The sequence below is a fragment of the Amycolatopsis cynarae genome (genome assembly GCF_026802195.1).
Lineage (GTDB): Bacteria > Actinomycetota > Actinomycetes > Mycobacteriales > Pseudonocardiaceae > Amycolatopsis_E > Amycolatopsis_E rhizosphaerae.
The window spans coordinates 4,700,171-4,725,320 of record NZ_CP113836.1; the positions used below are offsets into that span (position 1 = coordinate 4,700,171).

24 protein-coding genes, 1 tRNA gene and 2 CRISPR repeat arrays are annotated in these 25,150 nt (G+C 69.2%); of the genes, 13 read left to right on the top strand and 12 right to left on the bottom strand.

Features of this window, described 5'->3' with window-relative positions; genetic code table 11:
- Window positions 1-249: 249 nt before the first annotated feature.
- Window positions 250-1,146: a LysR family transcriptional regulator gene (locus ORV05_RS22410; protein ID WP_268753988.1), complete on the bottom strand. Its 897-nt coding sequence runs from the start codon at window positions 1,144-1,146 to the stop codon at window positions 250-252.
- A gap of 142 nt (window positions 1,147-1,288) precedes the next feature.
- Here ORV05_RS22410 and ORV05_RS22415 point away from each other — a divergent pair, with 142 nt between their 5' ends.
- The 3 genes from ORV05_RS22415 to ORV05_RS22425 all read left to right on the top strand — a co-directional run bounded on the left by ORV05_RS22415 (window position 1,289) and on the right by ORV05_RS22425 (window position 4,140).
- Window positions 1,289-2,188, top strand: a complete 900-nt coding sequence (locus ORV05_RS22415; RefSeq protein ID WP_268753989.1) for an SDR family oxidoreductase — start codon at window positions 1,289-1,291, stop codon at window positions 2,186-2,188.
- Between the two features lie 17 nt (window positions 2,189-2,205).
- On the top strand, window positions 2,206-2,937 hold the full coding sequence (locus ORV05_RS22420; protein WP_268753990.1) for an SDR family oxidoreductase: 732 nt from the start codon (window positions 2,206-2,208) through the stop codon (window positions 2,935-2,937).
- Window positions 2,938-3,099: 162 nt separating this feature from the next.
- A complete protein-coding gene (locus ORV05_RS22425; protein ID WP_268753991.1) occupies window positions 3,100-4,140 on the top strand; it encodes an AI-2E family transporter in 1,041 nt (346 codons plus the stop codon).
- 19 nt (window positions 4,141-4,159) lie between these two features.
- Here the strand turns inward: ORV05_RS22425 and ORV05_RS22430 are convergent, their stop codons facing one another.
- Genes ORV05_RS22430 through ORV05_RS22440 form a run of 3 tightly spaced genes read right to left on the bottom strand, consistent with a single transcriptional unit; the run spans window position 4,160 to window position 7,028 of the window.
- Window positions 4,160-4,957: an ABC transporter ATP-binding protein gene (locus tag ORV05_RS22430; protein WP_268753992.1), complete on the bottom strand. Its 798-nt coding sequence runs from the start codon at window positions 4,955-4,957 to the stop codon at window positions 4,160-4,162.
- On the bottom strand, window positions 4,954-6,006 hold the full coding sequence (locus ORV05_RS22435) for a FecCD family ABC transporter permease (protein WP_268753993.1): 1,053 nt from the start codon (window positions 6,004-6,006) through the stop codon (window positions 4,954-4,956). Before ORV05_RS22435 ends, ORV05_RS22430 begins: the two co-directional genes overlap by 4 nt.
- A complete protein-coding gene (locus tag ORV05_RS22440; RefSeq protein ID WP_268753994.1) occupies window positions 6,003-7,028 on the bottom strand; it encodes a FecCD family ABC transporter permease in 1,026 nt (341 codons plus the stop codon). Before ORV05_RS22440 ends, ORV05_RS22435 begins: the two co-directional genes overlap by 4 nt.
- A gap of 95 nt (window positions 7,029-7,123) precedes the next feature.
- On the opposite strand from ORV05_RS22440, the gene ORV05_RS22445 reads away from it, so the two are divergent.
- Entirely contained in the window at window positions 7,124-8,098 is a 975-nt protein-coding gene (locus ORV05_RS22445) for an ABC transporter substrate-binding protein (RefSeq protein ID WP_268753995.1), read from the top strand.
- On the opposite strand, the gene ORV05_RS22450 is transcribed toward ORV05_RS22445, so the two are convergent.
- Window positions 8,088-9,818, bottom strand: a complete 1,731-nt coding sequence (locus ORV05_RS22450; RefSeq protein ID WP_268753996.1) for a homocysteine S-methyltransferase family protein — start codon at window positions 9,816-9,818, stop codon at window positions 8,088-8,090. The two genes, ORV05_RS22445 and ORV05_RS22450, sit on opposite strands and share 11 nt — an antisense overlap.
- Window positions 9,819-10,053: 235 nt before the next feature.
- On the opposite strand from ORV05_RS22450, the gene ORV05_RS22455 reads away from it, so the two are divergent.
- The 3 genes from ORV05_RS22455 to ORV05_RS22465 all read left to right on the top strand — a co-directional run bounded on the left by ORV05_RS22455 (window position 10,054) and on the right by ORV05_RS22465 (window position 13,538).
- A tRNA-Ile gene (locus ORV05_RS22455) sits at window positions 10,054-10,127 on the top strand.
- Window positions 10,128-10,231: 104 nt separating this feature from the next.
- Window positions 10,232-11,506: a site-specific integrase gene (locus tag ORV05_RS22460; RefSeq protein ID WP_268753998.1), complete on the top strand. Its 1,275-nt coding sequence runs from the start codon at window positions 10,232-10,234 to the stop codon at window positions 11,504-11,506.
- A 176-nt stretch (window positions 11,507-11,682) separates the two neighbouring features.
- Window positions 11,683-12,804: a CRISPR direct-repeat array (repeat unit 37 nt; unit sequence GCAGCGCTGGCTCTCCGGAGCCAGCGAGGATCGCAAC).
- Window positions 12,805-12,989: 185 nt separating this feature from the next.
- Window positions 12,990-13,538, top strand: a complete 549-nt coding sequence (locus ORV05_RS22465) for an NUDIX domain-containing protein (RefSeq protein WP_268753999.1) — start codon at window positions 12,990-12,992, stop codon at window positions 13,536-13,538.
- Here the strand turns inward: ORV05_RS22465 and ORV05_RS22470 are convergent.
- On the bottom strand, window positions 13,524-14,654 hold the full coding sequence (locus ORV05_RS22470) for a tetratricopeptide repeat protein (RefSeq protein ID WP_268754000.1): 1,131 nt from the start codon (window positions 14,652-14,654) through the stop codon (window positions 13,524-13,526). The genes ORV05_RS22465 and ORV05_RS22470 overlap by 15 nt on opposite strands.
- A 165-nt stretch (window positions 14,655-14,819) precedes the next feature.
- A complete protein-coding gene (locus tag ORV05_RS22475; protein ID WP_268754001.1) occupies window positions 14,820-15,209 on the bottom strand; it encodes a helix-turn-helix domain-containing protein in 390 nt (129 codons plus the stop codon).
- Between the two features lie 169 nt (window positions 15,210-15,378).
- On the opposite strand from ORV05_RS22475, the gene ORV05_RS22480 reads away from it, so the two are divergent.
- From ORV05_RS22480 to ORV05_RS22500, 5 genes are read left to right on the top strand one after another with little or no spacing between them, the layout of a single operon-like run.
- Window positions 15,379-15,657: a helix-turn-helix domain-containing protein gene (locus tag ORV05_RS22480; protein WP_268754002.1), complete on the top strand. Its 279-nt coding sequence runs from the start codon at window positions 15,379-15,381 to the stop codon at window positions 15,655-15,657.
- The gene (locus ORV05_RS22485) at window positions 15,654-15,974 is read left to right on the top strand and encodes a WhiB family transcriptional regulator (RefSeq protein WP_268754003.1); all 321 of its coding nucleotides are present in this window, start codon (window positions 15,654-15,656) and stop codon (window positions 15,972-15,974) included. Before ORV05_RS22480 ends, ORV05_RS22485 begins: the two co-directional genes overlap by 4 nt.
- Entirely contained in the window at window positions 15,974-16,303 is a 330-nt protein-coding gene (locus tag ORV05_RS22490; protein ID WP_268754004.1) for a hypothetical protein, read from the top strand. The genes ORV05_RS22485 and ORV05_RS22490 overlap by 1 nt, the downstream gene beginning before the upstream one ends.
- The gene (locus ORV05_RS22495; protein ID WP_268754005.1) at window positions 16,300-17,022 is read left to right on the top strand and encodes a hypothetical protein; all 723 of its coding nucleotides are present in this window, start codon (window positions 16,300-16,302) and stop codon (window positions 17,020-17,022) included. The genes ORV05_RS22490 and ORV05_RS22495 overlap by 4 nt, the downstream gene beginning before the upstream one ends.
- Window positions 17,019-19,115 (top strand): FtsK/SpoIIIE domain-containing protein, encoded by a 2,097-nt coding sequence (locus ORV05_RS22500; protein WP_268754006.1) that lies wholly within the window; start codon window positions 17,019-17,021, stop codon window positions 19,113-19,115. The genes ORV05_RS22495 and ORV05_RS22500 overlap by 4 nt, the downstream gene beginning before the upstream one ends.
- Window positions 19,116-19,258: 143 nt before the next feature.
- Here the strand turns inward: ORV05_RS22500 and ORV05_RS22505 are convergent, their stop codons facing one another.
- Both ORV05_RS22505 and ORV05_RS36375 read right to left on the bottom strand, forming a co-directional pair.
- Window positions 19,259-19,612 carry a winged helix-turn-helix domain-containing protein gene (locus ORV05_RS22505; RefSeq protein WP_268754007.1) on the bottom strand — a complete coding sequence of 118 codons (354 nt, stop codon included), beginning with the start codon at window positions 19,610-19,612 and terminating at the stop codon, window positions 19,259-19,261.
- Window positions 19,609-19,962, bottom strand: a complete 354-nt coding sequence (locus ORV05_RS36375) for a hypothetical protein (protein WP_326938077.1) — start codon at window positions 19,960-19,962, stop codon at window positions 19,609-19,611. Before ORV05_RS36375 ends, ORV05_RS22505 begins: the two co-directional genes overlap by 4 nt.
- Before the next feature lie 214 nt (window positions 19,963-20,176).
- On the opposite strand from ORV05_RS36375, the gene ORV05_RS22515 reads away from it, so the two are divergent.
- On the top strand, window positions 20,177-21,325 hold the full coding sequence (locus ORV05_RS22515) for a tetratricopeptide repeat protein (protein ID WP_268754008.1): 1,149 nt from the start codon (window positions 20,177-20,179) through the stop codon (window positions 21,323-21,325).
- Between the two features lie 26 nt (window positions 21,326-21,351).
- Window positions 21,352-23,075: direct repeats of the CRISPR family, unit length 37 nt; unit sequence GTTGCGATCCTCGCTGGCTCCGGAGAGCCAGCGCTGC.
- A 131-nt stretch (window positions 23,076-23,206) separates the two neighbouring features.
- Here the strand turns inward: ORV05_RS22515 and cas2 are convergent.
- From cas2 to cas4, 3 genes are read right to left on the bottom strand one after another with little or no spacing between them, the layout of a single operon-like run.
- Complete coding sequence (gene cas2, locus ORV05_RS22520) at window positions 23,207-23,497, bottom strand: CRISPR-associated endonuclease Cas2 (RefSeq protein ID WP_268754009.1); 291 nt, start codon at window positions 23,495-23,497, stop codon at window positions 23,207-23,209.
- On the bottom strand, window positions 23,497-24,513 hold the full coding sequence (gene cas1c, locus ORV05_RS22525; protein ID WP_268754010.1) for a type I-C CRISPR-associated endonuclease Cas1c: 1,017 nt from the start codon (window positions 24,511-24,513) through the stop codon (window positions 23,497-23,499). Before cas1c ends, cas2 begins: the two co-directional genes overlap by 1 nt.
- On the bottom strand, window positions 24,506-25,147 hold the full coding sequence (gene cas4, locus ORV05_RS22530; protein WP_268754011.1) for a CRISPR-associated protein Cas4: 642 nt from the start codon (window positions 25,145-25,147) through the stop codon (window positions 24,506-24,508). The genes cas1c and cas4 overlap by 8 nt, the downstream gene beginning before the upstream one ends.
- Window positions 25,148-25,150 lie beyond the last annotated feature (3 nt).

Consider the following 25,150-nt stretch of genomic DNA (forward strand, 5'->3'; position numbering starts at 1 on the left):
CGGCTTGCACCACCGCGGGTTCTCAGGCGGTTCCTGGCAGGAACAGCACTGCCAGCGCTTCGTGAATTGGCATTCATGAGGAGGCGATCCCACAGCCAGGAACCGTCTGAGGTTCCGCTACCCGCACCGCTGCCCAAGCCACTTTGATACACGCCTTAGTTGCCGAACTCTGGTTCAGGCCGACCTTTTGCGCGAGATCGTCGCGGTCCCAGTGGCCGGCGCAAGCCGTGCGCCCCGGCCTCGCGGAACCTATCCGCGCAGAGCCGGTCCGGTGAGGAGGGTCTGGGCGTACCTGCGGAACGCGGCCACCAGGCGGCTGCGCTCGTCGGCGCGCGTGACGAGCACGACCTGACTCGGTTCGACGCCCTCGATCGGGATGGTGGTGAGGTCGCGCCGCAGGCCGCCGGTGTGGCTGCCCGCCGCGATGGCCACGGCCTGTCCGGACGCGATGATCTCGAACTTGTCCTCCAGTGCTTCGATGACCGGCCCGTCGGGCGCGAGGCGGCCGCCGGGCCGGGGTTCCAACCGCCAGAAGGCGCTCCGGACCGGGTCGGAATCCGGGAACCTGGGCAGGGGTTCGTCCGCGATGTCGTCCAAGGTGACCGACTCCCTGCCTGCCAGCCGGTGGTCCACCGACACCACCAGCACCCGCGGTTCGGCGTAGAGGACCGTCACGTGCATCCCGTCGGTGGCAAGCGGCAGCCGGGTCACCAGCGCGTCCACCCGGTGACCGGACAGCGCCTCACGCGGTTCGTTCCAGGCCACGTGCACCGCGCGCACGTCGGCGTCCGGATGGCGGCGCCGCAACTCCCTTACGGCCGGGGTGACGATCAGGCCCGGGGTGTAGCCGATGGTGACCCGGCCAGGCTGCGCGGCCGCACGGACGTGCGCCGTGGCCTGGGCGGCCGAGCGCAGCAGCGCCTCGGCCCTGGGCAGGAAGACCTCCCCGGCCTCGGTGAGCCGGGTGCCCTGCGGGTCGCGATCGAGCAGGCGCGCGCCCATCTGGTGTTCGAGACGGCGGATCTGCCTGCTCAACGACGGTTGCGCGACGCGCAGCGCCGCGGCCGCACGCCCGAAATGCCGGTGCTCGGCGACGGCGACGAAGTAGCGAACCAGGCGCAGATCGAGATCCGCCGAGTCGGGCATAGCCGCATCGTACTGCGGTGATGCCTGGATCGAATGGCGCGATGAGGAACGGGACTTGGACGCTCGCCGCCGCGCGGGAGCACGGTGGAATCACCGGCCGGGCAGGCCGGGTCCACCACTTTTTCGAGGAGTACCCCAACCCATGCGTGTGTTCGTCACCGGCGCCACCGGATTCGTCGGGAGCGCCGTCGTCCGCGAGTTGGCGGGCGCCGGGCATCAGGTCCTCGGGCTCGCCCGCTCGGACACCTCCGCCGCGTCGCTGTCCGCTGCCGGGGCCCAGGTGCACCGCGGCGCCCTGGAGGATCTGGACAGTCTGCGGGCCGCCGCGGCGGGCGCCGACGGCGTGATCCACACCGCGTTCGTCCACGACTTCGCCAACTTCGCGGCCGCCGTCGAGACGGACCGGCGCGCCATCGAGACCCTCGGCGAAGTGCTCGCCGGATCCGGACGGCCCTTCGTCATCACGTCCGGCACCACCGGCCTCGTCCACGGCCGTCCCGCGACGGAGGAGAGCACACCCGAGCCGGGGTCGCCCGCGGCGCTCCGATTCGCGTCGGAAGAACTCGCACTGTCCTTCGCTGCACGTGGCGTGCGCGTCTCCGTGGTCCGGCTGCCGCCTTCGGTGCACAGCGAGGCCGACAAGCACGGCTTCGTCACGCAGCTGATCGGCGTCGCCCGGGAGAAGGGTGTTTCGGCCTTTGTGGACGACGGCGCCAACCGCTGGGCCGCCGTGCACCAGCTCGACGCCGCGCACCTGTTCCGGCTGGCCCTGGAGCACGCGGAGGCGGGCAGCCGGTGGCACGGCGTCGGCGACGAGAGTGTGGCGACGCGGGACATCGCCGAGGTCATCGGACGGCAGCTGGACCTGCCGGTGGCCTCCGTTCCGAGCGAGGAGGCGGCCGCCCACTTCGGCTTCCTCGGCGCGGTCTTCTCGCTGGACACCCCGGCGTCGAACGCCTTGACCCGGCAGCGGCTCGGCTGGGAGCCCACCCACCCGGGCCTCCTCGCCGACCTCGAAAAAGACCACTACTTCACCGCTTGACCGAAGGAGAGACGAAATTGTCCCCACGCACCGCCCTGATCACCGGTGGCACCAGCGGAATCGGCAGGGCCAGCGCCGAAGCGCTGCACCGGCGCGGCTACCAGGTGATCGTGACCGGGCAGAACCCCGACACGCTCGCCGTAGCCAGGAAGGAACTCCCGGAAGACATCGTGGTGGTCCGGGCCGACTCCCGGTCACTCGCCGACACCGACCGCGTCGTGGAGGAGATCCGCGACCGCTTCGGTGGGCTCGACGTCCTGTTCCTCAACGCCGGGATCGTGCGGGCCCTGCCGGTCGAAGCGGTCGACGAAGCCACCTTCGACGGCCTGTTCGACGTCAACTTCAAGGGCCAGTTCTTCACCCTGCAGAAGGCTCTTCCCCTGCTGCGCGAAGGCGGATCGGTCCTCTTCACGATCGGTCTCGGCGCCATCCGGGGCGTCCCCGGCGGATCCCTTGCCTCGGCGTCGAAGGGAGCGCTCCTGTCGATGGTGCCCACGCTCGCCCTCGAACTGGCACCCCGGAAAATCCGGGTCAACGCCGTCAGCCCCGGCGCGGTCCGGACCGGGATCTGGGACAAGCACGGATTGCCGCCCGAGGCGCTGGAGGCGATCGCCGACGGCATTCCCCTCGGGAGGTTCGGCACGAGCGAAGAGATCGCCGAGACCGTGGCGTTCCTCGCCTCGGACGCGGCCGCCTTCATCACCGGGGAGAACATCGTGATCGGCGGAGGATCCGGGCTCCGCTCGTAGTTGGCGCGTGCCTTGCGCCGGGAGGGGTCCCTTCACAGTCGATTCGACTGTGAAGGGACCCTTCACGGCTCGCCCCGGCGGCCGTCGAACCGGGCCCAAGGTCACTCGTTGCGGTGACGCTCGCCCCCAGCCTTTCCGCCGCGTTCGACGATCATCGTGGGTATGCCTGATTCCGGGGACGACACCCAGCGACGATCACCATTCCGGGTCGGCCTGATCGGCGCCGCCGGGGTCGCGGTCACCTACGCGCTCGCGCAGATCGTGCTGGCGGCCCAGAGCGTGCTGATCCTGATCGGCGTCGCCGGCTTCGTCGCGGTGGGGCTCGACCCGGCCGTGCGGTGGCTCGCGCGGGTGAAGCTGCCGCGCTGGGCGGCGGTCACCACGGTGTCGCTGGCCGCGGTCGGCGTGTTCGCCGGTTTCCTCACCGCCGCGATCCCGCCGCTGGTCGCCGAGGCAGGCCAGTTCGTCGACCAGCTGCCGCAGCTCGCCCACCAGTTGCAGGACCACAGCTCACTGCTCGGCAGGCTCAACGACCGGTTCCATCTGCAGCAGCGGCTGGAAGCGCTGCTCAGCCAGCACGGATCGGAGCTGGCGCAGGGACTTCTCGGCGCGGGCCGGTTCGTGTTCGACGCGGTCGTGTCCACGCTGACGGTGATCGTGCTGAGCCTGTACTTCCTGGCCGACCTGCCCCGGATCCGGATCGCGCTCTACCGGCTCGTGCCCCGCGCCCGGCGCGCCCGGGCCACCCAGCTCGGCGACGAAATGCTGTCGAAGGTCGGCGCGTTCGTGCTCGGCAACCTGCTCACCTCGCTGATCGCCGGGCTGGCGATCTTCGTGTGGTGCGTGCCGTGGGGCATCCCGTACGCGGTGCTGCTCGCCCTGCTCGTCGCGATCCTCGACCTCATCCCGATCATCGGCTGGACGAGCGCGGGCATCGTGGTCAGCCTCGTCGCGCTGTCGGTGTCGCCCGCGGCCGCGATCGCCACGATCGCCTACATCCTCGTGTACCGGTTCGTCGAGGACTACATCCTCATCCCGAAGGTCATCGGCCGCGTGGTGAAGGTGCCCCCGGTGGTCACGATCGTCGCCACGGTGATCGGCGGCGTACTGCTCGGCCTCGTCGGCATCCTGGTGGCCATCCCCGTCGCGGCCGCGCTGCAACTGCTCATGGAGCAGGTCGTCTACCCCCGCCTGGACCGGTAGGACGGGGTGTTGGGTGTCCTCACGGCACGCGGAGGTGGGCGCTGACCGGGATCACGAGCGGGGTGCCCGCCACCGGGTCGGGCAGGACCTTCGCGGCCAGCCCGAAGACCTCCGCCAGCAGCGGTTCGGTGAGCACGGCGCCCGGCTCGCCCTGCGCCACGATCCGCCCGTCCCGCATCGCGACGAGCGTGTCCGCGTAGCGGGCCGCGAGGTTCAGGTCGTGCAGCACCATCACCACCGTCGTGCCGCGCTCGGCGTGCAGGCGGTAGACCAGGTCGAGCACGTCGACCTGGTGCGCGAGGTCGAGGTAGGTGATCGGCTCGTCGAGCAGCAGCAGCCCGGTTTCCTGCGCCAGCGTCATCGAGATCCAGGCGCGCTGGCGCTGCCCGCCGGAAAGCTGGTCCACCACGCGGTCCGCCAGTTCGTCCATCCCGGTCAGGCGCAGCGCGCGGTCGATCGCCGCCTGGTCGTCGGCCGACCACTGGCGGTACCAGCGCTGGTGCGGGTGACGGCCGCGCGAGACGAGGTCGGCGACGGTGAGGCCCTCCGGCGCGGACGGCGCCTGCGGCAGCAGGCCGACGATCCGGGCGACCTCGCGGGTGGGCAGGCGGTCGATCCGCTTGCCGTCGAGCAGGACGGCGCCCTCGCGGGGTGCGAGCAGCCGGGCCAGCGCGCGCAGCAGGGTGGACTTGCCGCAGCCGTTCGGCCCGATGATCGCGGTGATCGTGCCGTCGAGGACGTCCAGGTCGAGGCCGTCGACCACGACGCGGTCGCCGTAGGCCAGTTTCAGGGCTTGCGCCCGCAATCGCGACGTCACGCTCGCGCCTCCCGACGGCTCCGGACGAACAGGAAGATCAGGTAGGGCGCGCCGAGGATCGCGGTGAGCACCCCGACCGGAAGTCCCGGCAGGACCAGCCGCGTGGCCAGGTCCGCGCCGACCGTGAGCAGCGCCCCGAGCAGCATCGACGTGACCAGCGGTGGTTGCGCGGACCGCACCAGCCGCACCGCGATCTGCGGGGTGGCCAGCGCGACGAAGGCGATCGGCCCGGCCGCGGCGGTCGCGACCGAAGCCAGCGCCGCGGCGAGCAGCAGCAGCGCGCCGCGCGCCCCGTCGACCCGGATGCCGAGGCCGCGCGCCGTCTCGTCGCCGAACCGCAGTCCGCCGATGGTGCGCGCACTCATCAGCGTGGCCGGCACCAGCACGGCCAGGGCGAGCAGCACCGGGCCCACCGAATCCCAGCCCACGTCGGCGAGGTTGCCGACCAGCCAGGTGGTCGCGCGCGCCGCGTCGTTCACGTCGCCCGCGGCGAGCAGCCAGTTCACGATGTTGTAGCCGATGGCCCACAACCCGATGCCGATCAGCACCATGCGGTAGCCGTCGATCCCCCGGCGCCACGACAGCGCGTACAGCAGTACCCCGGCCAGTAGCCCGCCGAGCAGGCCCGCGAGCGGCACGCCGAGGGCGCCCACCCAGCCGCTGACCTGGCCGCGGTATCCGCCTGCCACGATCGCGCCGACCGCGCCCACCCCGGCGCCCCAGGTGATGCCGAGAATGTCGGGGCTGGCCAGCGGGTTGCGGGCGACGGACTGGAAGACCGCCCCGGACAACCCGAGTGCGGCGCCGACCAGGAGACCGGCAAGGGTGCGCGGCAGGCGCAGGTCGAAGATGATCCCGCGTTCGCGGCGGGTTCCGCCGCCGAGCAGGGTCCGCAGCACGTCGAGCACCCCGATGTGCGAACTGCCGAGCCCGATGTTCAGCGCGGCGGCCAGGACCAGCAGCAGCGCCACGAGCGCGGCGATCACGAGCGTCCGCGGCCGCAGCACCCAGGCCACCGGCCCCACGGCGAGTACGCGGCGAGCGGTCACAGCTTGCTCAGCCCCTTTCTGCGCACGAGCACGATGAACACCGGCGCACCGGCCAGCGCCAGCAGAATGCCGACCTCGAAGCTGTCCCCGGTCAGCGCGCGGCCCGCCACGTCCGCGGCCAGCAGCAGGATCGCGCCCAGCAGTGCGGAAAACGGGACCAGCCAGCGGTAGTCGGGGCCGGTGATCGCCCGGGCGAGATGCGGTACGACCAGGCCGAGGAAGGCGATCGGCCCGCAGGCGGCCACGGCGGACCCGGTCAGCAGGGTGATCGCCAGCACGCCGAGCGTGCGGGTGAGCAGCACGCGCTGGCCGAGCGTCCTCGCCACGTCTTCGCCGAGGGCGAGGGTGTTCAAGCCGGTCGTGCCGGCGAGCGCGAGCAGCAGGCCGAGCACGAGGAACGGGGCGATCTGGCCGACCACCGCGTAGTCGCGCCCGGCGATCGAGCCGATGCGCCAGAACCGGTAGACGTCCATACCCCGCTCGTCGCCGAGCACGATGGCCGAGATGAACCCCTGCAGCAGGGCGCTCACCGCCGCCCCGGCCAGCGCGAGCGTCACCGGGGTGGCGCCGCGGCCGCCCACGGCGCCGAGCAGGAAGACGGCGACGCTGGCGAGCAGCGCGCCCGCGAACCCGAACCAGATGAAGCCGTAGAGGTTGGTCACGCCGAGCACCACCACCGCGAACACGACCGCGAACGCGGCGCCGTGCGTGACCCCGAGCAGTCCGGGGTCGGCCAGCGGGTTGCGGGTGTGGCCCTGCATGAGCGCCCCGGCGGCGCCGAGAGCGAGCCCGGCGAGCAGGCCGAGCACGGTGCGCGGCAGGCGCAGGGAACGGACGATGAGGTCGGCTTCGGTGCCCGTGGGGTGGCGCAGCGCGGTCCAGACCTCGCCGGGCGGGAGGGATTTGGCGCCGATCGCCACGCTCGCCGCGCAGATCGCGAGCAGCAGCGCGACGAGCGCGGCCAGTCCGGTGAGCCGGCGTGTCCGGCGGTGGGACACCGCCGCCGTGGCCGTCCGCGTCACGCCATCCCCCTGTGTCCTGCCGCACCGGATCTTCCGGACCGGGCGAACATCATCCTATCCTAGTTAGGTAAGCCTAACCGAAAGAGAGTGGAGCGATGACGAGACTCCGGCGGGTAACACTGGCACTGACCGCGATCGCCTCCCTCACGCTCACCGCCTGCGGTGGCGGGAGTGGCGAACCGGCGGCGACGGGAGCAGCGCAGGCCGGATGGCCCCGCACCATCGAGCACGCGATGGGCTCGACCGTGATCGACTCGCCGCCGAAGACCGTGGCCGCACTCGACTCCAGTTACGTCGACGCCGCCCTCGCGCTCGAAACCACCGTCGTGGCCTACACCAAGTACCGCAACTACGACAAACTGCCCGGCTACCTCGGAGACGACCGCAAATATGCCGACGGCGCCAAGGAAATCGGGCCGCTGCAGAGCCCGGACGTCGAGCAGCTCTACGACATCAAGCCCGACCTGATCGTCTCGGCGAAGGTGCGGCACGAGAAGTACTACGACCAGTTCGCCAAGGTCGCGCCGACCGTGTTCAGCCAGACCACCGGCGCGTCCTGGAAGGACAACATCCGGCTGCTGGCCAGGGCGCTGGGCAAGGAAGCGCTGGCCGAACAGAAGATCGGCGCCTACGAGCAGCGCGCGAAGCGCATCGGGGACGAGATCAAGGCGAAGCTGGGCACGCAGCCCACGGTGTCGGTGGTGCGGTTCGTCGAGGGCGAACCGACCGTGCGGCTCTACAGCAGCGCGTCGTTCCCCGGTGTCGTGATGGCCGACACCGGACTGGCCCGGCCCGCCGGGCAGCCCGACACGCGGAGCAAGATCTCGGTGGACCTCAGCCAGGAGGACATCGCCAAGCTCGACGCGGACCGGGTCTTCGTCGCGTCCTATGAGGACGAAACGAAGAACGCCGAGAACCCGAAGGCGCGGTTCGAATCGAACCCGTTGTGGGGCACGCTCAAGGGCAAGGTCGCCGACGTCGACGACACCACGTGGTTCACCTCGGTGAGCCTGCAGGGCGCGCAGGCCATGCTGACCGATCTGGCGAACCAGTTCGGCGTCACGCCCTGAGCAGGGAGCGCGGCATTCCGCCGCGAGCCCGGATCACCACGCCCTGCACCGTCTCACGGGCCCGCGCGACCAGATCGGCGGCCAGCGCCAGCCCGGTCTCCGGGCCGTGAGCGGTGTTTTCCAGCGCGGCCAGCGCGGCGCGCGGAATCGTCACGTCGGGCACCTCGTGGGTGAGGTACTCGGCCTCGGCGTAACCGGTCAGCGGGGAGACGGTCACCAGCACCGGGATGTCCTCTTCGGACAGTTCGGCGAGCATCCCAGTCAGCCGGTCCAGTTCGTAGACCGGCCTGGTGACGAGGAAGTGCGCGCCCGCGGCGATCTTGGCCCGGGTGCGGGCCAGTTCCGCGTCCACGTCGTGCGCGCCCGGGTTGAAGCGGGCGCCGATGTGGAACGACGTCCGGATGGCGAGGGTGTGGCCGTTGTGGTCGCGCCCCGCGTTGAGCCCGGCGAGCAGTTCGATGAGGCCGAGGGAATCGACCTCCCAGCCGCCGCGGGGATACTCGCCCCGGGGCGGCGGGGCGCCGGTCTCGCACACGAGGGTCCGGAGCCCGGCGGCGTGCGCGCCGAGCAGGTCGGCCTGGAGGGTGGCGATCGCCCTGTCCCAGGCCGCGACGGTGGCGACCGTCTCGATCCCGGCCTTGCGCTCCCACTCCAGTGCCTCGTTGACGGACAGCGCCGGTCCGACGAAGAGGAGGTCGGCCTCGTGCAGACCCGTCACGTCGTCCGTCTCGCCGGTGAACTCGGCGGCCACCACGAAATCCTTCTCGGCCAGATGGCGGGCGAGCACGCCGTGCCGCGGCACGGCGACGGTGCGGCGCACCGGTTGCGTGCGGACCGGCTCGGCGGGCCGGAGGTCGGCGAGCGCGAGAGTCAGGGCACGCAGGTGTGCCGGTGTGGTACCGCAGCAGCCGCCGACGATCGAGGCGCCCTGCTCGACGTAACGGCGGCCGTACCGAGCGAAGTACTCTCCGTCCACAATGTACTCGAAGCGGGCGCCGCGGCGGCGGGGAAGCCCGGCGTTGGGCTGGGCGCTGACCGGAAGCACGGTGTGGCGGCGGAAATCCTCGACGATGGCGAGCATGTGCTGGGGCCCCGCGGTGCAGTTGGCGCCGAGCGCCGCGACGGGCATGCCTTCCAGGGCCCGCGCCACCTCCCCCACCGTCTCGCCGCCGAGCGTCTCACCGGCCTCCGTGAAGGTCGCCTGCGCGAGAATGGGCACGTCGGCCAGGGATGCCGCGACCTCTACCGCCTCGACCAGTTCGTCGAGGTAGCCGAAGGTCTCGAGCACCAGCAGGTCCACCCCGCCGTCGGCGAGCGCCCGCACCTGCTCACCGATCACCTCGGCCCGCTCACCGGCCCGCACGCTGCCGCGCTGGCCCACACTCGCCGCGGGCGACACGGACCCGCCCACGAACACCGGCCGCCCAGCCCCGCGCCGCGCCTGCCGGGCGAGGCGGACCCCCGCGAGGTTGACGTCCCGCACCGCCGCGGAACACCCCTGCCCGGCCAACCGCAACCGGTTGGCGCCGAACGTGTTGGTCAGCAGGATGTCGGCCCCCGCCGCGACATAGGCCTCGTGGACCATGCTGACCAGCTCGGGATTGGACAGGTTCAGCTCGGACAGGGCCCGGTCCAGCGAGTTGCCCGCGGCGTGGAGCATCGTGCCCATCGCCCCGTCACACACCAGCACCCGGTCCCGCACACTCTTGGCGAAGTCCATAGCCCCTCTCCGGCCGCGTCCAGGAACCCGTCGCACGACCTGGGCCGGGTCGCCGATCGCGGCAGGCGCCGCCGCTGCACTCACCGTATTCGGGTGAGCACACACTGCGCGAGGGTCCTATCGGGCGCTACCCTTCACCCATCCGCACCAACCGCCCGGTCCTCCGGTCCCAGTGACCGGTGCGGTATGTTGACCTGCACCTCAAGAGGCAGCCCGCTCACCGCGAGCACCCTCGGGGCCGGTAGCTCAGTTGGTTAGAGCAGGGGACTCATAATCCCTTGGCCGCGGGTTCGAGCCCCGCCCGGCCCACCCGGGTTGACCTGGGGTTATGTCGAGTTTCAAGATCGTTTATTTCGAGCTTGTCCATGGCTTTGTCCATTGACGGCTCTCACGCCCCGGCGCACCCTGGCGTCATGAGCCAGTCCAGCGAGGCCGAGAGCCGCCGGCGCGGCAACATCCGCCAGCGCGGCAACTCGTTGCAGGTCCGGGTCTATGCAGGCGTGGACCCGGTGACCGGGAAACCCAGCTATCTCACCGAGACGGTCAAGGGCACGGACCGGGCGGCGAAGAAGCGCGCCGAGAAGGCCATGACCAAGCTCCTCGCCCAGGCCGACCAGCAGCGCTCCGCCAGCACTTCCGTGTCCCTGGGGTACGCCATCGACGAATGGCTGCGCAATACCGATATCCAGGCGACAACACGACACGGCTATGTCGGGTACATCGAGCGCACCATCCGGCCCGCACTCGGCGATGTCCCGGTGAACAAGCTGAGTGCGCGCATACTGGAAACGCTCTACGGCCAACTTCGCCGATGCAGGACCCGCTGCGATGGAAAGCCCTTCATCGAACACAAGACCGAAGACGACCACGATTGTAAGGAAGCCGAGTGCAGGCCGCACAAATGCAAGCCCATGGCTTCCTCATCGGTGAGGCAGATTCACTCGATCCTCAACGGGGTTCTCAGCGCGGCCGTACGGTGGGAGTGGATCAGCTCCAACCCCGCGAAAGTCGCCCAGCGCCCGCGGCAGACCCCGCCACAACCCAATCCCCCCACATCAGCGCAGGCGGCAAAGCTCGTCGAAAAGGCGTTCTCGCTGGACGAGGATTGGGGCACACTCGTCTGGCTCGCCATGACCACGGGCATGCGGCGTGGCGAAATCTGCGCCCTCCGCTGGGCACGTATCGACCTGGACAAAGGCATCCTCGAAGTCCGCAAGAGCTACACCACGCTGCGCGGCGTCGGCCGGGAAAAAGACACCAAGACCCACCAGATGCGGCGCATCGCTCTCGACACCGAGACCACCGTCCTGCTCCGCGAACACAAGAAGCGCTGTCAAGCTGTGTTCAAAGAGCTCGGCCGGGAGTGGGACGAAGAGTCGTACGTCTTCACCGCCTCAGGCGGCAAGGTAACGGAGCCGTACCCGCCGGATGCCGTGTCGAGCCGCTACAAGAAGATGGCAACCCGGCTCGGCATCAAGACCCACATCCACGCGCTACGCCACTTCTCGGCGACTGAGCTGCTCACGGCTGGAGTCGACCTGCGGACGGTCGCCGGTCGGCTTGGGCACGGCGGCGGTGGGGCCACGACTCTCCGCGTCTACGCTGCCTGGGTCGCCGCTGCCGATCAGAAGGCCGCCGACATCCTCGGCTCTCGGATGCCGAAGCGCCAGGACCGCGGCAACGGCTGACAACCTGGCGGGCCGGGGTCGTCCCCGGTGCCGAGCGATCGGAGCGTCCTTCGGAACCCCAAGCGTGGGCCGAAACGCCGGGAGGTTCCGAAGTGACCAACGGCGTGTCATCCCACAATCCGAGATCGACGCTATCGTTTGCACCGAGCAACGGCCATTGCCCGAGCTCATCCAGGGCAGCGCTGGCTCTCCGGAGCCAGCGAGGATCGCAACCACATTCGCGCGGCGTTGCGGGTGGGCACGTCGGAAGCAGCGCTGGCTCTCCGGAGCCAGCGAGGATCGCAACAGCCCCATAGGGTCGAGCGCGACGTGAAATGCTCGTGCAGCGCTGGCTCTCCGGAGCCAGCGAGGATCGCAACGCTGGTTGGCGGGCTGTCTTCGGCTGCTGGTGCTGGCAGCGCTGGCTCTCCGGAGCCAGCGAGGATCGCAACGCTGGTTGGCGGGCTGTCTTCGGCTGCTGGTGCTGGCAGCGCTGGCTCTCCGGAGCCAGCGAGGATCGCAACGGTTAGCGCCTCCTCTGCTCGCCTCAGCGAGTCGCAGCGCTGGCTCTCCGGAGCCAGCGAGGATCGCAACACGATGCGCCCAGTGCGAGTGCGGGCGGATTCCATGGCAGCGCTGGCTCTCCGGAGCCAGCGAGGATCGCAACGCTGGTTGGCGGGCTGTCTTCGGCTGCTGGTGCTGGCAGCGCTGGCTCTCCGGAGCCAGCGAGGATCGCAACGGTTAGCGCCTCCTCTGCTCGCCTCAGCGAGTCGCAGCGCTGGCTCTCCGGAGCCAGCGAGGATCGCAACACGATGCGCCCAGTGCGAGTGCGGGCGGATTCCATGGCAGCGCTGGCTCTCCGGAGCCAGCGAGGATCGCAACCCTTTGAGAACGGCAAATATTCGTTCGTGAAGCGGGGCAGCGCTGGCTCTCCGGAGCCAGCGAGGATCGCAACAACAAGCCCTACGTGGGCAACATCGCCGACGAAAAGCAGCGCTGGCTCTCCGGAGCCAGCGAGGATCGCAACACCGCGGTGGTTGACGCCAGCGGTAACGCGACGATGCAGCGCTGGCTCTCCGGAGCCAGCGAGGATCGCAACCCGCACCTGGCCGCCGGTCCCGCGGGGCGAGGCGTGCAGCGCTGGCTCTCCGGAGCCAGCGAGGATCGCAACACCAGGGTGGACAGCAGCGCCTTGGACTCCGGGTGAAAGCAGCGCTGGCTCTCCGGAGCCAGCGAGGATCGCAACATGCCTTGGCCGATCCGGATGCGGGCGATCTCGGCTGCAGCGCTGGCTCTCCGGAGCCAGCGAGGATCGCAACGTCGATGGACACGCGGGCCTGTTCGCGGCGCTGGCAGCGCTGGCTCTCCAGAGCCAGCGCTGCTCCACCATCCGACCCGAGCACAGCGGGAAGAGCAACCCCTGTCACCACTTCGATGACGCCAGTGAGATCGATCGCAAGATCGAACCTGACGGCCGTGCCGAACCAGCCGTACGCTGCTCGGCGTGGCTGACGAGCATGGGTCGTGGCAGACGTTCGGTGAACGGCTGGTCTACGACAACAGGTGGGTCAAGGTCGGGCTGACGGACGTCCAGGCGCCGAACGGGGAGCGTTGGGAGTACCACGTGGTGCACCTGGCGCGGATCGCGATCGCGCTGATCGTGAACGACCGGGACGAGGCGTTGATGCTGTGGCGGTACCGGTTCGCGACCGAGCAGTGGGGGTATGAACTGCTCGGCGGCATGGTGGACGACGGCGAAGAAGCCGCGATCACGGCCGCGCGCGAGGCGGCTGAGGAGAGTGGTTGGGAGCCGGTGGGGGCGCCGGAGCATCTGGTGAGCTTCGAGCCGTTGCCGGGGCAGGTGACGGCGCCGATGGACATCTACCTGTGGCGAGAGGCGAAGCACATCGGCGACCCGACCGACACTGAGGAGGTCGGCCGGGTCGAGTGGGTGCCGCTGTCGCGGGTGACCGAGCTGGCGCAGCGGCAGGAGTTGCTCGGGTCGGGCACGCTGGTCGCGCTGCTGTACTACCTGGCTTCACGCAACGCCTGAGGTGTTGCCTGGCAGGATCAAGGTGCTAAGCCGTCGGAGTTGGCGGTCGGACTTGATCTGGGACGCGACCCGCCGGGCCTGTTGGGCGTAGTGCCGGGCCGCGTCGCGGTCTCCCGCGGCCGCGTGGGCGAAGGCGAGATCGACGAGAGTGCCGACTCTGGCGCGGGTGAACTCGCCGGGCACGCGGGCGAGCACGTCGGTGAGATGGTCGATCGCGGCGGGTTCACCGAGTTTGGCGAGGGCGTTGCCGCGCCAGCGGTCGAGGTTCGAGCCGCCGAGGAAGATGAACGGCAGGGCCGGGTCCTGGGGGTTCTCGGGGAGTAGCGCGTTCGCGGCGTCGAAGGCGCGCAGGGCCTCGTCGCGTTGTCCGGTTGCGGCGAGGCCTTCGCCGTGGGCGGCGGCGAGCCAGGACCGGAGCAGGGGTGAAGCCACACCCTCGGCGATGGCGCGGGCGTGCGCGAGTTGCCGGGCGGCCTGTTCGACCTCACCGAGGTCGACGAGGACGAACGCCTGTTCCGCGGTGGCGTGCGCGAGCAACGGGGCTGAGCCTGCCTCGCGAGCTGCGGCTTTGGCACGTTCGTAGTGGTCCCAGGCCTGGCTGTACGCGTTGCGGTCGAGAGCGTTCCAGCCCGCAAGCGTGGACACCTCGGTCAGAACGCCGGCCAGTGGCCCGCGATGCCCGGCGATCATGCTGTAGCGGAGCAGGTCTTCGATCTGCTTGATGTTGCTGTGCAGTTGCTCGAACAGGCTGATCGCGCCGAACCGCCGGTCCACGTGCCGGGCGTTGTCGACTTGTTGCCGGAACACCTCGACAGTCGTGGTGTCGATCGTGCGCGCCAGCCTCAGCCGGGCGCGAAGCTCGTTGCTCTGGTCATCTTCCTCGGCGGGAAAGCCGAGTTCCTCGTTGGTGCGGCCGTAGATCTCCCGGAACAGCCGCCGGTAGGGTTCGGAGACCTGTTCGTGCCCGTTCTCCCACACGGAGAGTTTCGTCTTCAGGCTGGTCTCGGTCATGACCGGGATATCGAGCGAGTGCGCGCGCTGCCGAAGCAGCCGGATCACTTCCCCGGCCTTGTAGCCGAGCTGCTTTCGAGCGGCTTGGAGCTGTGTCACAACCATCAGCGCACCCTCCCCAGATAACAGCGCTGACCTGCGAGGTTAATGGCAGTTAATGGAATTGACGTTAACCGGAGCCACCTGCGGAAAGGGCGTTCGCTGCCGTTTCCTTGAGGCATGAACAGAAACCAAGTACCGGCGGCGACCGGGATAGGCGCATGGCGGCGCCTACCGGATCTCGCGGTGACCGGAGGCGCGCAACAGGGTCGCCAGGTTCGCGGTGATCACGTCGAGGCGGTCGGTGATGTCGCCGAGCCGGTCCTCGATCCCGCTCAGTCGCGCGGTGATCTCGTCGATCACCTCGTCACCGGTTTCCCCTGGTGCGAGCGGCTTACGTCCGCGCAGCACGGCGGCGAGGTGACCGGGGTGCCAGCCCAACGCGAGGGACAGCGCTTCCAGAGTGCGGGCGCTTCGTCGGCGTTCGACGGTGTGGTGCTGGATCTCCCGCACGATCGCCTGCGAGACGCCGGAGCGTTCGGCGAGTTCCCGCTGCTTCCAGCCGAGCTCGGCGACGCGCTCGTTGATGGCCTTCGAGACCGCCACCCAATTCTCTGTCACCTATTCCTCCGTGCTCCGCCGTGGAGTCGAGGTTAGCGCCTGATCGCTTTCCGCGGCGCGAGTAGCACGCAGCGTCGCAGGTTCGAACCTTTCACATGCCCATTTCAAGCTGAAATCAGCTCACAAATGAGCTGATATTGGAAATTCCCCAACTTTAAGGAAATCCACCATGAGTACCCCTGTGCCCAATGCCGGGAAGCCGACGTTCTACACGGTCAAAGAGGCCGCGCGCATTCTGCGCGTGGACGCCGCCACCCTCTACCGCGCGATCCGCGATGACGCGTTCCCCGCGGTCCGGGTCCGCACCCGCTACGTCGTCCCGGCGGCCGCCCTGGAGAAGCTGATCAGCGAGGCCGCCGAGTCGAGTGGCTGCGTGGACGTCGCGCGCATCGCCGCCGAGCACCGCACCGCTCGGGACATCGCCCGACTGTCCGGAGGTGCGGCGTGAACCCCGACGACTACGCCGAGATCGCCAAGCGGCTGGACCGCCTCGCCCCCGTGCCGGACGACGTGCTGGCCGAGCTGGTCAGCAGGGACGGGCTGTGCTTCTGGGCGTTCGACCGCGAGGACATGCCCGCCCTACCGGACCGCGCGCTGGCCGCCTGGACCTGCGCGGGCTGTCCCGTCATCGACCAGTGCTTGGAACTCGAACTTCGAACCGGTGGAGCCGACACGCTCGGCGTGTGGGGCGCTCTGGCCGAGACCGACCGGCAGTCCGTGCACCGGATCTGGCAGTGGCGACGCGCGAAAGGAGGCGAGCAGTGATGGCGATCAACCTGACGCCGACGGAGATCCTGGTCGGGGCCGGTGGACTTCTCGTGCTGGTGTGGATGTGGCGCTCCGGGGCTCGCCGGGCGCGACGCGCCGCCGATGCGGCGCGGTCGAGTGTGCGGGTGGTCTCGCTCGCCGGGCGGGTGCTGCTCACGACGGCGGGCATGGTCGGAGCGCAGTGGCTCATCGTCACGCACACCTCGGACCTCACCTTGCGGCTCGTCACTCTCGCCCTACCCGACATGATCGCCGCCTACGTCCTCATCCGGGCGTTGACGGTGACCGAGTTGGGCACCACGCGGAGGCGGGGTGACCGTCGATGATCCGGCGACGGGAAGGGGTGGCTGCCGCCGGGCAGCCACCCGTCCGGCGGCTCGCACGAGAGGCCGCCGAGGCGGCCGAGGTGCGCTCCTACCAGACCGACCCGGACGTGATCGCGCTGCGGGTCGAGCGGGTGCGCGCCGAAGTGGACCGGTTGTGCTGGACCGGGATAGGGCTCGGGCTCGCGTTCACCATGGCCAACGTTCAGCACTTCGCCGCCGGGGACGCCGCAGCCTGGTCACTGCCCTGGCTGACGGCATGGCTGCTCGACCCCACGGTTTCGCTGGTACTGCTGGCGATCCTGCGCGCGGAGCAGGTCACGGCCCGCTGGCAGGTCCGAACAGGACCGTGGGTGCGGTGCGCGAAGTGGCTCGCGCTCACCGCGACGTACGTCATGAACACCTGGTCCTCCTACGCGACCGGTTCACTGGCCGGGGTGGTGCTGCACTCCGTGCCGCCGCTGCTGGTGTTCGCCGCCGCCGAGGCGGTCACCGACCTTCGCGACAAGCTCACCCAGGCCGCCACGGTCGCCGGCCGCGTTCATGAACCACCGAAACCGCGAACCCTGTTCGCGGACTACCTCGCTGACGCGCGAGCCGCGTGGACGCCCGGCGTCACCATCAACCCAGCCTGGATCAGGAAGGTCACGTCCTGCTCGCGCGGTCTGTCCTCGAAGCTCGCCGCCGCTCTCTCCGCCGAAGTGCAGGAGGAACGCTCATGAACGTCGATGAACAGGCGGTGGAGAAGGCCGCGCCCGTGTACGACGCCGAACTGGTCGACGACACCCTTCCGCAGCCTCGCCGCCGCACCCGCCGTCAGCGACTCGCCCGCTGGTGGACGCGCTCACCTCGCGTGCCGCGTGCTCTGAAGGACGGGGCCTACGCCCGGCAGGTGGCGAAGGACATGATCGCCGCAGTGCTGCGGCTCCCCTGGCGCTACCTCCGTGCCGTGGTGCGCGGATTCCTCGCCGCGTTCCGCTGGTGGCGTCGCTGGGTGACCGTTCACGACTACCGCGACGCCGCCGAGCACCAGGAAAAGCTGGCGGACAAGTTCATCCAAATCCGTGAACTGACCCTGTTCCGCTGGCGTGTGACCGGCGCTGTGGCTGCTTCCGCGGTCGTCGTCGGCACAGTCCTCGTTGTCCTGTGGGGCAGTCGTCCCCTGTGGATCGCTGCGGCGGTCATCTCGGCAGCGCTGGCGATCCTGGGCAGGCGTAAGGACGGCAGCCCCGGGCGTAAACCGGCGCTGGCGGGACCTCGCACCCTGGCGTGGACCATGGACCCGCAGGTCCTGGTGGACGCCTTCCGGGACGCGAAGCTGATCGGCAAGGACGAAACCCTGCGGCTCGTCGAGCGTGCCCTGCGGGTCGGTGACGGCTGGGCGGTCACGGTCGATCTCCCCGCCACCCGCAAGGCGGCGGACGTGATCAAGAACCGGGAAGCGCTCGCGTCGGCGCTGGCCGTGGACGAGGTGCAACTGATCGTCGAACGGGTGCGCGGCAACAGCGGGCACGCGGGGCGGGTGGCGCTGTGGGTTGCCGACGAAGACCCCTACGCCGCCCCTCCCCTGCGCACCCCGCTGCTCGACGTCGAACGGTGGGACGCGTGGCGGCCCGTGCCGTTCGGGCGCGACGCCCGAAACCGACGCATCGACCTGCCGCTGGTGTGGACGTCGCTGTTGATTGGAGCGATTCCCCGTCAGGGCAAGACGTTCGCCGCCCGGCTCGCCACCGCCGGCCTCATCCTCGACGCCTGGACGCGGCTCTACGTCGCCGACTTCAAGGCCGGGAAGGACTGGGACGCCGCCGCCCGGGTCGCGCACCGGTTCATGTCCGGCGACGAGCCGGAACACGTCCTCGCGCTCATGGACTGGCTGGTCGAGCTCGTCGGCGAGGTCCAGGGCCGCTACCGGCGGATGCGCGACCTCGACGACGAGACGTGCCCGGAATCGAAGATCACCCCAGCCATCTCACGCGACACCAGCCTGAACATGCCGATCACCGCGATCATCATCGACGAGGTCCAGGTGCCGTTGGAGGACCGAACTCCCGTTGAGGTGCAAGGGAAAAAGCTCACCGCGGGCGAGTACATCGGCGAGTTGCTCACGTGGCTGGCAAAGAAGGGACCGGCCGCCGGGATCGTGCTGATCCTCGCGACCCAGCGCCCCGACTCGAAGACCATCCCCTCCGGGCTGCGCGCCGTGCTCGGGTCGCGGTTCGCGCTGCGGGTGATGGACTGGCGCGACAGCAACATCGTGCTCGGCGAGCAGATGAACACCCGAGGCTACGACAGCAGCCGACTGCTCCCCACGCACAAGGGCGTCGGCATCCTCCGCCCGGACGGCGACACTGAGGCGCTCGCGGTGACCGTGCGGACCTACTACATGCCCAACGACGACTGGAACACCCTCTGCCAACGGGGCCGGGCTCTGCGGGAAGCCGCCGGAACCCTCACCGGGCACGCTGCTGGGGATGCCGTCACCCCGATGCTCGACCAGGCCGCCGTGGCTCGCGTCATCGGCGCCGGACAACCGGCCGCCGAACCTTCGGTCGAGTTGCCGGAACCGCTCGCGTCGGTGGTCCACTACCTCGGGGACGATCTCGACGTGCGCGAGTTCATTCCGACGGCCGAACTGGTCGAGGCGCTGGGCGTCGAACCTACCGCCTTCGGGAAGCAGATGGGCGACCTCGGCTGCCGCCCCGACCGACGCCGCGTGGCCGGTGACGAAGGCGAAGTCCGGCAGATCCGGGGCTACCTCACGGCCGACATCCATGCCGCCGCCGAGGGGTGGAGAGCCAACCGCGGCTCGTCCTGACCCGTCACAACCCGTCCCAGCGACCCGTCACGCCGTCCCACTTGGCGTGACGGGTCGTTCTACCGCCTGACCAGCAGAAACAACGCCTGGGACAGGTGGGACGGGAGGCTGCGCACCCGTCCCACCTGTCCGAAAACATGCCCTCACAGGGCTCTCTGAGGAACCTTTTCGTCAGCTGTCCCAAGTTCTGCCGGGTTCGCGCTCGACGGGCAGGCCTCGGATTCACGCAGCGGCCTCACATAGGTCCCCTTCGAACGAATCGTGACCAGGAGACCGCAACTGCGGAGCAGCCGCGTCGCGTGCCGAGCCGTCCCCAAAGACACCCCGAACTGCTCGGCCAACCGCCGCTCCGAGGGCAACGGCGTGTTCGGCGCCAGGACACCGAGGCCGATCAGTCGCGCGAGATAGTCCGCCAAGTGCTTGTAGAGGTAGCCCGGCGGGCAAGCCGCAGGATCGAACGACGTGACCTGCGAAGCCTCCGTGGACACCGCTTTCACCGCCTTTCCCCCGAACCGCTGGCAAGCGCGGCGAGCAACTCCGCCAGTTCCTCCACCCGCGCACCGATCGCCCGAACCGCCGATTCGATCACCGTGAGCCGCTCAGCGACCGGGTCCGGCGCCTGACTCAACGCCCCGACACGGCGGGGTGCCCTGCTCAAGCAACCCTCGCACGGCATTCCGGTCACCCGGTCCAGCAGTTCCAACTCCCCCGGGCCGAACTCCGCGCCGCAACAAGCCGTCAACCTCATCGAGCCAGGCACCTCCTCCGGCACCGGCACGATGTGCGCTACACGGGCTCGCAGCCCCCGGTCGGCCGACACCGGCCGCGCCAGCAGCAATCGCGTCATACCGCCACACCTCCCTTCACTCACCCGCCTTCCAACTGGTCCAGCAGCGAATAGACGGGCTCAACGGAATCGCCACTGGACAGGCGTTGTGATCAGCCATAATGACTGTGCAACACTTGATATCAGCTTGTTCATCAGCTCATTGGTTGGGAAGGACAAGCGGGGGCCAATACCGGGCCATATCACGGCAGGACGCGGCGAGGAGGAGCTGAACGTGTCGCAACGCCAGCACGGACGACCGGCACGCACCGTGCTCGAACAGAAAATCTGGGATCGAGGCGAAACCCTCGCCGAGTTCGTCGAATACGCCGAACGATTCGCCCGGGAAACCGGGGAACGCGGAACGCTCAGCGAGCGCAATCTGAAACGCCTCGTTGCTGGCCGGAAACCTGACGGCACCTCCGCCACACGGCCCCGCCCCGCGACAGTGCGACTCCTCGAACGGATCTTCGAGACCGAGATCGACCGACTACTGGCACCGCTACACGACACCGACGAGGAGGCCGAGAACGAGCTGCGTCAGATGCTGAACCTCGTCCGTCGCATCGACGACTCCGTGTTGGCAGTGTTGCACGACCAGCTCAACGCGCTGCGCCGCCTGGACCGCCAGTTCGGCGCGGTCACCCACAACGAGGTCGTCGCGAAGTGTCGGCAGATCGCGCAGCTCTTCACACACAGCCTGGCGCCCGGCACTCGCGCTCCCCTGGCCGCTCTCCTCTCGGAAATCAGCACACTCGCCGGCTGGCAAGCCCTCGACATGGGCCGACCATCCGAAGCGTGGCAACACTACGAACAAGCCAAGTCAGCCGGGCGCGAATCCGGCCTTCCCGCCTATGAAGCGCATGCGACAGCCGAACAGGCCTTCGTCCTGCTCGATCTCGACGACAACGCCGCCGCCGTCAACCTGCTCGAACAAGCAAGGCGACAAGCAGAGGCAACAGCCAGCCGAGCCCTACGAGCCTGGCTCGCCGCCGCCCACGGTGAAGGCCTGGCCGCCAACCAGCAAGGCTCGACCGCTCTGCACACCTTCGACCAAGCGGCGAACCTCCTACCCTCCGAGCCGCCCGGAGACGGCCCCTTCGTCGCGCTCGACCCCACCCACCTCACACGCTGGCGAGGCCACGCACTCGCCCGATCCGGGAATCCCCAAGCCACGGACGTGTTGACCTCGGCGCTCCGGGAGCTCGACCCCACCTTCACACGCGCTGAAACCGGCCTGCGTATCGACCTCGCGACAGCGCTGCACGCGCAAGACGAACCCGCGGCGGCGGCGATTCACGCCGAGCGCGCTCGATCGCTCGCCGCTGCCGTCGGGTCGGTGCGGCAACAACGCCGCCTGGCCCAGCTCGCACGACGGGTCTGAGCGAGCAAGGCGAGGTCCAACCTTCGGTTGTGATCCTCGCTGGCTCCGGAGAGCCAGCGCTGCACCGACACCGCGCAGCGCCCCCGGCTCGGCGTGCCCCTTGTTGCGATCCTCGCTGACTCCGGAGAGCCAGCGCTGCCCACCTGGTCAGGAGTCGGCGCGTACGGCAGATCGACGTTGCGATCCTCGCTGGCTCCGGAGAGCCAGCGCTGCGCCTCGGCCTCAGGCTTGGTGCGGTGGCGGGTGGTGTTGCGATCCTCGCTGGCTCCGGAGAGCCAGCGCTGCCGCCAGTCGCCCAAGCCCTTGAGGTCGGCGATGTGGTTGCGATCCTCGCTGGCTCCGGAGAGCCAGCGCTGCTCGGCGAGCTTCTCGCCGATCGAACCGCCCGGCTCAACGTTGCGATCCTCGCTGGCTCCGGAGAGCCAGCGCTGCCGCGCGAGCGTGGCGTGGTCTTCCGCCGACCTCGAGTGGTTGCGATCCTCGCTGGCTCCGGAGAGCCAGCGCTGCTTGCTGACCAGTACAGTCCCGCCGACCTTGTAGGCGTTGCGATCCTCGCTGGCTCCGGAGAGCCAGCGCTGCCGAGCACTTCGGGGTGTGGGGAGGCTTCGCGGAGCGGGTTGCGATCCTCGCTGGCTCCGGAGAGCCAGCGCTGCCGTCAAGGCGATCGCGATAGCGCTCGCCGAGAGCCGCGGTTGCGATCCTCGCTGGCTCCGGAGAGCCAGCGCTGCCTTCGCACGCCAGGCAGTGACCCCGTTGCGGGACAGGTTGCGATCCTCGCTGGCTCCGGAGAGCCAGCGCTGCGGGGCGGAGATCATCGCGGCCGAGGGCGAGGATGTCGTTGCGATCCTCGCTGGCTCCGGAGAGCCAGCGCTGCGCTGAGGTCGCCGCGCTCCGCGAGCAGCTGGCAGACGTTGCGATCCTCGCTGGCTCCGGAGAGCCAGCGCTGCCTGGGCGCCAGCGCCGATCACCAGCCTGGAGACGCTGGAGTTGCGATCCTCGCTGGCTCCGGAGAGCCAGCGCTGCAGTCTTCTCCTGGATGTAGTTGCGGTCCAGCACGGTGTTGCGATCCTCGCTGGCTCCGGAGAGCCAGCGCTGCCCCGCTGCAGGCCAGCGCGATGTACCGCGTCGAGGAGTTGCGATCCTCGCTGGCTCCGGAGAGCCAGCGCTGCCGGCGGGGGGTCCACAGCGGCCCCGGGCGCGGTGACGTTGCGATCCTCGCTGGCTCCGGAGAGCCAGCGCTGCACCAGGTCATATCGCTTCCTACGAGCTGGGGGTCATGTTGCGATCCTCGCTGGCTCCGGAGAGCCAGCGCTGCCTGGGCTGGGAACACCCAGACCCTCGGCTCGTGGATGTTGCGATCCTCGCTGGCTCCGGAGAGCCAGCGCTGCCCCGTGCCCCGCAGGCGCAGCAACCGCTCCACGTCGTTGCGATCCTCGCTGGCTCCGGAGAGCCAGCGCTGCGTGCCCGACACCGACGTCGACGCGACCGTGGAACCGTTGCGATCCTCGCTGGCTCCGGAGAGCCAGCGCTGCTAGGGCATCCACGCACTCCAGCGGCTTCAAACCGCGGTTGCGATCCTCGCTGGCTCCGGAGAGCCAGCGCTGCCTCCGGCGCGGCGCCGTCGTGGTGCAGGTAGCCGAAAGTTGCGATCCTCGCTGGCTCCGGAGAGCCAGCGCTGCCCCTGGTGGCGATGCGGACGTGCACCGCGCCGGGGTTGCGATCCTCGCTGGCTCCGGAGAGCCAGCGCTGCCCTGCCTGAACAGGGGGTTCTCCTCCCAATCAACGGAACGAGAGTCAGAAATCTCAGTATTCGAGATGACACGCCGCGCCGCGGTTAGGAACCTCTCGGCGTTTCGGGCAACGCCTGGGGTTCCGAACCGGTCAGAAGATCCAGGCTTCGCGGTGAGCGGCATCGACGGCAGCGCCCAGGTGCTCGGCCTTGTGGAAGGTTCCGTAGTCGAGTTGGTAGATCCGCACCGAGTCCGTGTCGGAGTCGATCACCTCGCGGAGCCGGGCCTCAAGCCGCAGACGTTCGGGCGGCTCGCAGACGACCTCGAACACGGACTTCTGAACTCGGTGTCCGATGCCCTCGCAGATTTTGGCGACTCTTCGGAGCCTGCGCTGCCCTTCTGGAGTTGTGGTGTCGACATCGTAGGTGATGAGCAGTTCCATCAGTTGACCGTCCAGGGCAGGTAGGCATCGCTGTCGCCGCGGAGGTGCCGCGCAAGCAGGCGGGCCTGGACCAGTGGCAGTAGGGCGGCATGGATTTCCCGGTCAAGGCTGGCGTGGTGCCAGGTTCGTTCCCGCGCTTTGGTCCATTGTTCCAGGAAGAACTTTCGGCCCTCTTCGGTCAACTGGACGGCTCCACCCGGGAGTTCCTCGGTGTGCCGGTGCGTGAGTTGCTTTCGGTTGACCAGTGTCAGTACCAATCGGTCTACCAGGAGTGGGCGAAGTTCCTCCATCAGATCCAGCGCCAGGGCCGGTTTACCGGAGCGGATCCCATGAAGATAGCCGAGAAAAGGATCCAGACCTACTTGTTCCAACGCGCCGTGAACGGCGACTCGGAGCATGCCGTAGCCGAAGGACAGCAAACAGTTGACTGGATCAGTGGGTGGTCTCCGGCTTCGGCCGGTCGCGACTCCGGGTGCCAGTTCGTCAAGGCCTTGGAAGTAGTCCCGTGCCGCTCGGCCTTCGATCCCCAGAACTTCACTCAGGTGTCGCGCTTGGCCCAATTCAGTAAGTGCTTGGGCATGCCGCTCTGCCATTTCCCGAAGCCGCGCTTGCCGAGGGGCAGAAGTGTCGCGCGCGGCGCGCAAAAGAAGTTGCCGGTAGTTGTGCAGCTTGCCCGCCACGAACGACGAGGCCAGCGCGAGGCGCTTCGCGGGATCTTCGAAGGCGCGAAACTGCCCAAGTCGTGCGAGCGGGTTACCGGTCTGGGCTCCGCTGGTTCGTGCGAGGAATCGGCCGTTGCGAGTAACCCAGGTGACCGACCGGCCGTCGGAGGCGCAACGGTGCATAAGGTCGTCAGAGACGGCGACTCCGTTCCAGGCCACGATGTGATCCAGTCGGACCAGTGGCAGAAGGTGCCGTCCAGGCCGATCCGGGTGGGCTATGCGCAGTGCGTCCCCGTCCAGGTGCAGGCTTGTGCCAGGGGTAGTGACGTAGAGCGTGCGCAGCAGTTCAGTCATTCCACTCAGCCTCGGGTTTCGGCACGAACAGACTGGTCAGCGCTGCAGGAGGGGCTTCCGGCAGGCAACCAGGCTGTAGCGAGCAACGCCTGCAGCGCTTGTCGTTGACCGGCTCCGGTAGTCGGTCACCCTCCAGCAGAGCACGGACCAGCTCCGCGGTTTCCCGGACACGAGCTTCCAAGTCCTCGTCCACCATGACGTCATGACGCTTGCGGTCACGGCCGGAGAACACAATGCCATACGGCACGGGTGCGCCGAACATCTCGCGCAGGCACAGCACTTGGGCAGCAACCTGCAGGTCAGCGGGCCCGCCTGGCCGGTAGCCGCCGGATTTGTGTTCTACAGGCTTCGGGCCATCCCTGTCGAACTGCACGGTGTCGCACACGCCGTGCAGACCCAGCATCTGACTCCATACCGGCAAGGAATGCCAGACTCGCTGACCGCGCCGGTCCTGGCCCGCGCCGCCGCGATCGACGGCGGCGTGGGCCAGGTCGCCTCGCACAGTGTCGACGTTGCTTTCGAAGTAACCGTCGACGTGGATGAGCGCTGCTTGGCGTGGGCAGTAGGCGTGGTGTTCCAGAGCCGAGATGGGAATGCTGCGTTGCTCGGCGAGCCCCCTGGTGTCTCGGTCCACTGG